The following is a 7,136-nucleotide window of genomic DNA, read 5'->3' as shown; positions in this document are numbered from 1 at the left end:
CTCCAGCGCGAGCGCGTCGAGCGGCTCGGGCGGAGCGGGCGGCGAGGCCGGCACGGGCGGCACCGGGGGGACGGGCGGCGCAGGCGGCGCAGGCGGGACGGGCGGCGGCGGGACGGGCGGGGGGATGGTCGATCCATGCTCCACGGGCTGCCCCACGGGCACCTGGGACATCGACGGAAACCCGCTCACCGGCGAGCAGTGCGGCTGCGAGTACCAGTGCACGCTGGTGAGCGCCGACAGCGATCCGATCGACGACCAATACAAGGACGACAACTGCGACGGTACGGACGGCGTCGCGGAGCAATGCATCTACGTTTCGGTGGGCGCGGGCAGCGACGCGAGCGCGGGCACGCGGCAGGAGCCGATGAAGACGATCGCCGCGGCGATCCAGCAGGCGCAGGCAAAGGGAGTACCGTCGGTCTGCCTCTCGGGCGAGATTTACAACGAGGCCGTGACCGTGGTCTCGGGGATCAGCATTTACGGCGGGTTCGACCATAACAATGCCGATTTCCGTTTCCGGAGGACGTCCGCGGTGACGACCACGGTGAAGGCCGTGGGCACGGTGTTCTACGCGCCGCAAATCGACAAGGATACGCACATCGAGGGTATCTCGATCGAGGCCGCGACGCCGCAGGGCGCGAGCGAGAGCACGTACGGCGTGCGGCTCGGCGGCGGCGTCGGGCAGCTCTATGTGCGGTACAACAAGATGGTGATCGGCAACGCCAACAGCGGCGACGTCGGGGGCAACGGAATGGCGCACGCGCAGTCGCAGGCGCCGAACGGGATCAACGGGACGAACGGGGCAGCGGAGAACAACAACTCCGGCATCGGCGGCGCGGCGCAGGTCTGCGACGCGCCCGGCGGAAAGGGCGGCGACGGCGGCGCGAATTCTTCCGCGGGTCAAAATGGCTCGCCCGGGAACGGCGGCGCGCCGGGGGGCCAAGGGTCGTCGGCAAACAGCTGCACGCCCGGCATCGGCGGCGCGGGTCCCGCGGGTGGCACCGGTCAGAATGGCGACCCCTCCTCGCAGGGCGCGGCCGGCCTGGGTGGCAATGCGCTCGGCAGCGTGATGGCCAGTCTCTATGTACCGGCCCACGGCAGCGACGGAGCGAACGCCCAGACGGCCAAGGGCGGCGGCGGCGGCGGCGGCGGCGGCGGCGGCAAGGGCGACGGGCTCTGCTTCGGCGAATGGGACAAGGGCGGCGGCGGTGGGAGCGGCGGCTGCGGCGGCAAGGGCGGCAACGGCGGCAAGGGCGGCAAGGGCGGCGGCGGCAGCTTCGGCGTGTTCGCCGCCTCCGGCAAGGTCACGGTGTCCAAGAACGAGATCCAGACGGGCGCCGGCGGCAATGGCGGGCTCGGTGGCAATGGCGCGCTCGGACAGACGGGCGGCATCGGAGGAAACGGCGGCGGCAACAGCGACGACAGCGGCCCCGGCGGCAAGGGCGGCAACGGCGGCAAGGGCAGCGCGGGCGGCCCGGGCGGCGGCGGCGGCGGTGGCCCGAGCGCGTGCCTCGCACGCGCCAGCGGCGTCATGTTCACGTACGAGGGCAATAGCTGCTCGACGGGCGCGGTCGGCCTCGGCGCGAACGGCGGGACGAACCCCGAGGGCGGCGTGGGCGGCAAGGGCCAGAACGGCACGTCGGGCCTGAACATCCAGATCAACTGAAGCCACGCGCGTCGCGTGAGGCAACGAAATGGGGCGGTCCGTACGCGGGTCGCCCCATTTCGTTGCTACGCTCTCGTTTCCTCTTGCGTCGCCGGCCTCTGAACGGTACGGACGGCGGGCAATGGCCATCGAGATCGTCGAGCTCGGCGAGAAGGACAAGAAGCGGCGGCGGGATTTCCTCGACGTCGCGCGGGACATCTACGCGGACGATCCCGTCTGGGTGCGTCCCCTCGACATGGAGCTCGAGGACCGGCTCGACCGGAAGAAGAACCCGTTCTTCGACCACGGTGACGCGCAAGCGTTCGTCGCCTACCGGGACGGGCGCCGTGTCGGGCGTATCACGGCCCAGATCGACCACTCGCACCTCGAGCGGCACAAGGACGCGGCCGGGTTCTTCGGGTTCCTCGATACGATGGACGACCCGGAGGTCGCGCGGGCCCTGCTCGAAAAGGCCGCGGACTGGAACCGCGCGCGGGGGATGAAGCTCCTCCGCGGGCCGATCTCGCTCAACATCAACGAGGAGCTCGGCTGCCTCGTCGAGGGCTTCGATACGCCGCCGATGATCATGATGCCCCACCACCGGCCCTACCAGGGTGGGCTCATCGAGCAGGCGGGCCTGAAGAAGCTCAAGGACTTCTATGCGTGGACGTACGACGTCGGCTCGGTCCCGACGCGGGCGCAGAAGGCGCACGACGAGATCCTCGCGATGCCCGAGGTGACGGCCCGCCACTTGGACCCCGACCGTTTCGGCGAAGAGGTCCGCGTCCTCATGGACATCTTCAATGATGCGTGGAGCGACAACTGGGGCTTCGTGCCGCTCTCGGAGCGCGAGCTCGCCAAGATGGCGGCGGACATGAAGCTCATCCTGTTCCCCGAGATCACCTACCTCGTCTCGATCGACGGCGAGCCGGCCGCGGTGGCGCTCGCGCTGCCGAACCTCAACGAGGTGATCCACGATTTCGACGGAAAACTCTTTCCGTTCAACGTGGCGAAGCTCCTCTATCGGCTGCGCGTGAAGGGGCCGAAGAGCGGGCGGCTCATCATCCTCGGCATCAAGAAGAAGTACCGGCACGTGCGCAAGTACGCGGGGCTCTCCGCGTTCCTCTACGTCGCCATGAACCGCGCGGCGCACCTGCTCGGCCTCGAGCGCGGCGAGCTCTCGTGGACGCTGGAGGACAACGCGGCCATCAATGCCGGCATCCGGCTGATGGGCGGGCGCATTTACAAGAAATATCGCGTCTACGAGCGCGAGCTGTGAGCAGAATGGGCCCAGCGCTCACCGAAAAACACTTTGACGGGGCGATAGGTACTCCGTAAAATCCGCGCATGCGTTCTCGTGTGCTCGCCCTTACCCTCGTCGGGTGCGGGACGTGGCTCGGAGCCACGGGCGTCAGCTTGGCGGCCGAGCCCGAGGCGCGAGGGTCAGGGGCGACAGCGGCGACGGCGGCGCCCGCAGGCCGCGGGGCGGTCGTCGTGGCGATCGGGAGCGGCGTGGAGGCGGCGGCAAAGCCGCTCGCGCGCGAGATCTACCGGGACGAGGCGCTCCGGCCAGGCCTCGACGATCGGGCGGCGCGCGTGCTCGCCGGCGAGGCCGTCGCGGCGGATGCGCCGGCAAAGGAGCGCGAGCTCGCCGAGGTGCGGAGCGCGCTCACGACGAACGACGACGCCCCGAGCCGGAGGCTGCTCGCTTCGCTCGGAGCCGAGCAAAAGGCCGAGATCGTGGTCGCCGTGTCGATGGCCGGCGATCGCCCGATCGCGCGGGTGCTCCGCGTCGGAACGGCGCGCTACGAGTCGCTCGAGCTCGGGCCGACGATCGAGCGAAGCGAGGCCGGGGAGATTCGCTACACGTGGCCCGGCGCCGCGGCGACGTTGCGCAAGCTCGTGGTCGTGCCGCAGGCGCAGGCTCCCGCGCCGATCGCGCCGAAGCAAACCAGCACGAACGCCCCGCCGAAGCCGGAGGAGCCGACGCGCAAGCCGTTCTACAAGTCGGCCTGGTTCTGGGGTCCGCTCGGCGCGATCGTGGCCGCGGGCGCCGCGGTGCTGATCACGTCGAAGGTGACCGAAGACTCGACGGGCATGGTCCGGCTGAAAGGGCAGGTCGCACCGTGAGAGCGTGGTCGTCGGCGCTCGCGCTCGTGTCGGTCGCGTCGTGGCTCGTCGCCGCGAACGCGTTCGCCGCGCCGTCTCGCCCGCACGACGCGCCGGTCGTGACCGATCCACGCGCGGACGTCCCCGCGCGCCCCACGGGGTACCTGGAGCTCCAGGAAGCAGGCCTCACGTTCGCCTACCACCCCTCGGCGCACGAGCGCGTGCGCGCCGCGATTCCCGCGGTGCTCCGGGCGCGAAAGAACATGAGCGAGCTGCTCGGCCACGAGGTCCTCGGCGCGGTGGAGATCCGCGTGGCCGCGGTGCCCGAAGAAGTGCGCTCGCTCGGCCCGTTGGAAGACGTGCCCGGGTATGCGCCGGCGCTCGCCTTCTCGAAGCAGCGGCTCGTGGTGACGAGCCTCGGCTCGCATCGATCGCTCGAGCCGACGGATCTCGGCGTGGCCCTGCCGCACGCGCTCGCGCACGTGGCGCTCGACGAGGCGCTCGACCACAAGCCCGCGCCGCTCTGGCTGCACGAGGGCTTCGCCGCGCACGTGGCCGGCGAGGCCTCGGCGATCCGCGCGCAGTCGCTGCTGCTCGCCACGCTGCAAAGGCGCCTGCACGGGATCGCGGCGCTCGAAGGAGGCCTGCCGGCCGACGCGCCGGAGACGTCGCTCGCGTATGCGCAGGCCGCGGATCTGGCGCGGTTCCTGACGGACAAACCTCGCCGGGCAGCGTTCGTGAGCACGCTCGAGCGGGCCCGGAGCGGCGAGCCGTTCGAGCAGGCGCTCGCGGCCGCGCATGAAGCGCCCATCGCGCAGATCGAGCTCGCGTGGCGGGAGGATCTCGCGCGGCGGTATGGCTTTTTGCCCGTGTTCCTCGCGGGGATCGGCGTCTGGGCGCTCTCGGTGCTGGTCCTCTTCGTGCAGCGCGTGCTCGAGCGTCGCCGCGCGGCAGCGACGCCCGCGCCTCGCAAGGAGCCGCGGCCCCTCGCGATCGAGCCCGCGCCCCTGCCGCGCCCGAGGCCCGCGCCCGCGCCGCTCCTCATCGAGCGCATCGACAGCATCGACGCGGAGCGCGAGCGCGTGGACATCGGCAAAACGTTCCCGCCGGAGGCCGAGGTGCCCAAGGTGGAGCACGACGGCGACTGGCACACGCTGCATTAGGGAGAGCGCCGATCGGCGCTCTGCGAGATCGCGAAGCGAGATCGCCTCGGGGGGTGAATCGGCCGGGCTTTGCCCGGTCGAGAGGGGGACGCGAGGCGTCCCCCTCGGGACTAGGGGAAGACGCGCGTCCGCAGGTATTCCGCCACCTGCGCGCCCAGCATCTCGCCGGCGCTGCGCAGCCGCCCGCCGCTCGAAGGGTTCGTCATCGTGGCGGGCACGACGGCGCGGAACTGGAGCACGTCGAGGCGCTGCGGCCCCGCGCCCCAGATCTCCAGCGTCATCCGCACCTCCGAGGGCCGCGCCGCGACGTAGGCGTAAAAACCCGGCTCGATGAAGGTGACCATGGGCCGCACCACGAACGGGCTCGGCGCGGGCGCGGACACGAACTGGACCTCGGGCAGCTCCTCGGTGAGCTCTCGGCCGAATTCACCGGCGAATGCTCGCTTGTCCTCGTCCCAGCTCGACTGCTGATCCGCGTCCTTCGACGCCTGGTACTCCGCCTCGCTCTTGTCGCCGATCCGGACCCCCTCGAAATGCACGGGCTCCACGGCGAAGCTTCGCTGGTTCACGAACGGATTCGGCACGGCCTTCGCCACCACGGTCCACGGCGGACCACACGCGACCGTGAAGAGCGACAGGAGACACGCCAAAACCCACGGCCGCGCCGAGATCATCGCCGTCATGCCAGAACCCCCGTATCCGCTTTCGCGACGGTCGATTAGTATCACTCCCCCATGGAGGTCGTCACGGTTTGTCCCTTCCGGGTCGCGTCGCTGCTCTGGCAGCCACGACGCGGCGGGTGGGTCCTCACGGTCGTCTGCAAGGCCACGTACGACCTCGCGCCCGTTCAGTCGCGCCTCGCCGCGAACCAGGACGATCCGAACGAGGACGACAACCACTGGAACGACGATCCCGCGCGCAGCGTGTACTCGCCGAGTGATCTCGTTCCGTTCAAGGTGCGCGCCGACGTGGTGCTCGTGGGCAACGCGTTCGCCCCGCGCGGCGAAGCGTCCCGGTCGATCCTCACGCGCCTCGTCGTCGGCGGGGTCGACAAATCGATCGAGGCGTTCGGCGAGCGCGTGTTCGGCCCGGACGGCGCGGTGCGCGAGACGAGCCGCGTGACGAAGGTGCCGCTGCGCTACGAGCGCGCGACGGGGGGTCCGGACACGCTGAACCCGGTGGGCATCCGGCCCGACGCGCAGCCGGACGCGTACGGCGTATCCCCCGTGCCGAACCTGCAGCCGCCGGGGCTTCTCGTGCAGAGCCGCGCGGACGTGATCCCCCCGATCGGGTATGGCCCGATCGCGCCGACGTGGCCGGGTCGGATGGAGGCGCTCGGCGCGCACGCGTCGTCGTTCTCGCAGCAGCTCGTCCGCGAGCAGCCGGTGCCCGACGACATCGATCCCGCGTACTTCGACTGCGCCCCGCGCGATCAGCAGCTCGACGAGCTGCGCGACAACGAGCGCATCGTGCTCGAGAACCTGCACCCGCAGCACCCGCGGATGGTAACGAGCTTGCCCGGGCTGCATCCGCGCGCCTTCGTGGTCCGGCCGGGCGGAAACCCGCAGGACCTCACGATGAAGTGCGACACGCTCTGGATCGACACGGACCGGGCGCAATGCACGCTGACGTGGCGCGGGCAGATCGGCCTCGACAGACCGCACGGGCTCGGGCGCGTGGTGGTCGCGATGGAGGAGCCGGGGCAGCGGCTCACGTGGGCCGATGTCGAGCATCTGCTCGTGGCGAGCGGGCAGGCGAGCGAGCAGCTCCCGGAGACGCCGTCCGAAGCGCCCGCGCGGCCCACGCCGCCCCCGTCCAAACCGCATCGACCGGCGACCGTGCCGTTCCTGCGGCCCGACGTGGCGGGCGACATCCCGGCCAAACCACCGTCGCCGTCGCCTGCGGTCTCCGCGCTGAGCCAGATGAACGCGCCGCGCGCGGAAAACCCGTTGCCGCAGCCCCGCGTCGCGCCCGCGGGCGGCCTGCCGTTCATCGCGCCGAAGAACGTGGCGCCCCCCGCGAGCACGCCGCAGCAGCCGCCGGCCGATCGTCCGCAGCCCGGCGACGCCGCGCCGCCGTGGCTCTCGGCCGTGCGCAAGTCCTCCGTGAGCGTCCCCTCGCCGGCCGTGCCGAACGCGACGCCGTTCGCGCCCGCCGCCGCGCCGTCCCAGCCGCCGCCCGCGACGCCGTTCACGCCCGCCGCGCAGCCGTCCGCGCCG

At 71.4% G+C, this 7,136-nt stretch carries 6 protein-coding genes; 5 read left to right on the top strand and 1 reads right to left on the bottom strand.

Features of this window, described 5'->3' with window-relative positions; genetic code table 11:
• The 4 genes from QHF83_RS52450 to QHF83_RS52435 all read left to right on the top strand — a co-directional run.
• Nucleotides 1-1,666 (top strand): PE-PGRS family protein (locus tag QHF83_RS52450; RefSeq protein ID WP_282425724.1); only part of this gene is annotated, 1,666 nt, incomplete at its 5' end.
• A gap of 121 nt (nt 1,667-1,787) precedes the next feature.
• Nucleotides 1,788-2,924, top strand: a complete 1,137-nt coding sequence (locus QHF83_RS52445) for a hypothetical protein (RefSeq protein WP_282425723.1) — start codon at nt 1,788-1,790, stop codon at nt 2,922-2,924.
• 68 nt (nt 2,925-2,992) lie between these two features.
• Nucleotides 2,993-3,775, top strand: a complete 783-nt coding sequence (locus QHF83_RS52440; RefSeq protein WP_282425722.1) for a hypothetical protein — start codon at nt 2,993-2,995, stop codon at nt 3,773-3,775.
• A complete protein-coding gene (locus tag QHF83_RS52435) occupies nt 3,772-4,917 on the top strand; it encodes a hypothetical protein (RefSeq protein WP_282425721.1) in 1,146 nt (381 codons plus the stop codon). Before QHF83_RS52440 ends, QHF83_RS52435 begins: the two co-directional genes overlap by 4 nt.
• Nucleotides 4,918-5,027: 110 nt before the next feature.
• On the opposite strand, the gene QHF83_RS52430 is transcribed toward QHF83_RS52435, so the two are convergent.
• Nucleotides 5,028-5,600 (bottom strand): hypothetical protein, encoded by a 573-nt coding sequence (locus QHF83_RS52430; RefSeq protein WP_282425720.1) that lies wholly within the window; start codon nt 5,598-5,600, stop codon nt 5,028-5,030.
• A gap of 51 nt (nt 5,601-5,651) precedes the next feature.
• On the opposite strand from QHF83_RS52430, the gene QHF83_RS52425 reads away from it, so the two are divergent.
• Nucleotides 5,652-7,136: DUF2169 domain-containing protein (locus tag QHF83_RS52425; protein ID WP_282425719.1), on the top strand; the 1,485-nt coding region annotated here is incomplete at its 3' end.

This window comes from Polyangium sp. 15x6, from assembly GCF_029960785.1.
Taxonomy (GTDB): domain Bacteria; phylum Myxococcota_A; class Polyangia; order Polyangiales; family Polyangiaceae; genus Polyangium.
The sequence above is the reverse complement of the archived record's forward strand: the minus strand, read 5'-3'. Positions and strand labels throughout refer to the sequence as shown.

Bases quoted from the DNA above. Each gene is read 5' to 3' on its own strand.
- QHF83_RS52445 (WP_282425723.1), top strand. From the start codon at position 1,788: ATGGCCATCGAGATCGTCGAGCTCGGCGAGAAGGACAAGAAGCGGCGG.
- QHF83_RS52440 (WP_282425722.1), top strand. From the start codon at position 2,993: ATGCGTTCTCGTGTGCTCGCCCTTACCCTCGTCGGGTGCGGGACGTGG.
- QHF83_RS52430 (WP_282425720.1), bottom strand. From the start codon at position 5,600: ATGACGGCGATGATCTCGGCGCGGCCGTGGGTTTTGGCGTGTCTCCTG.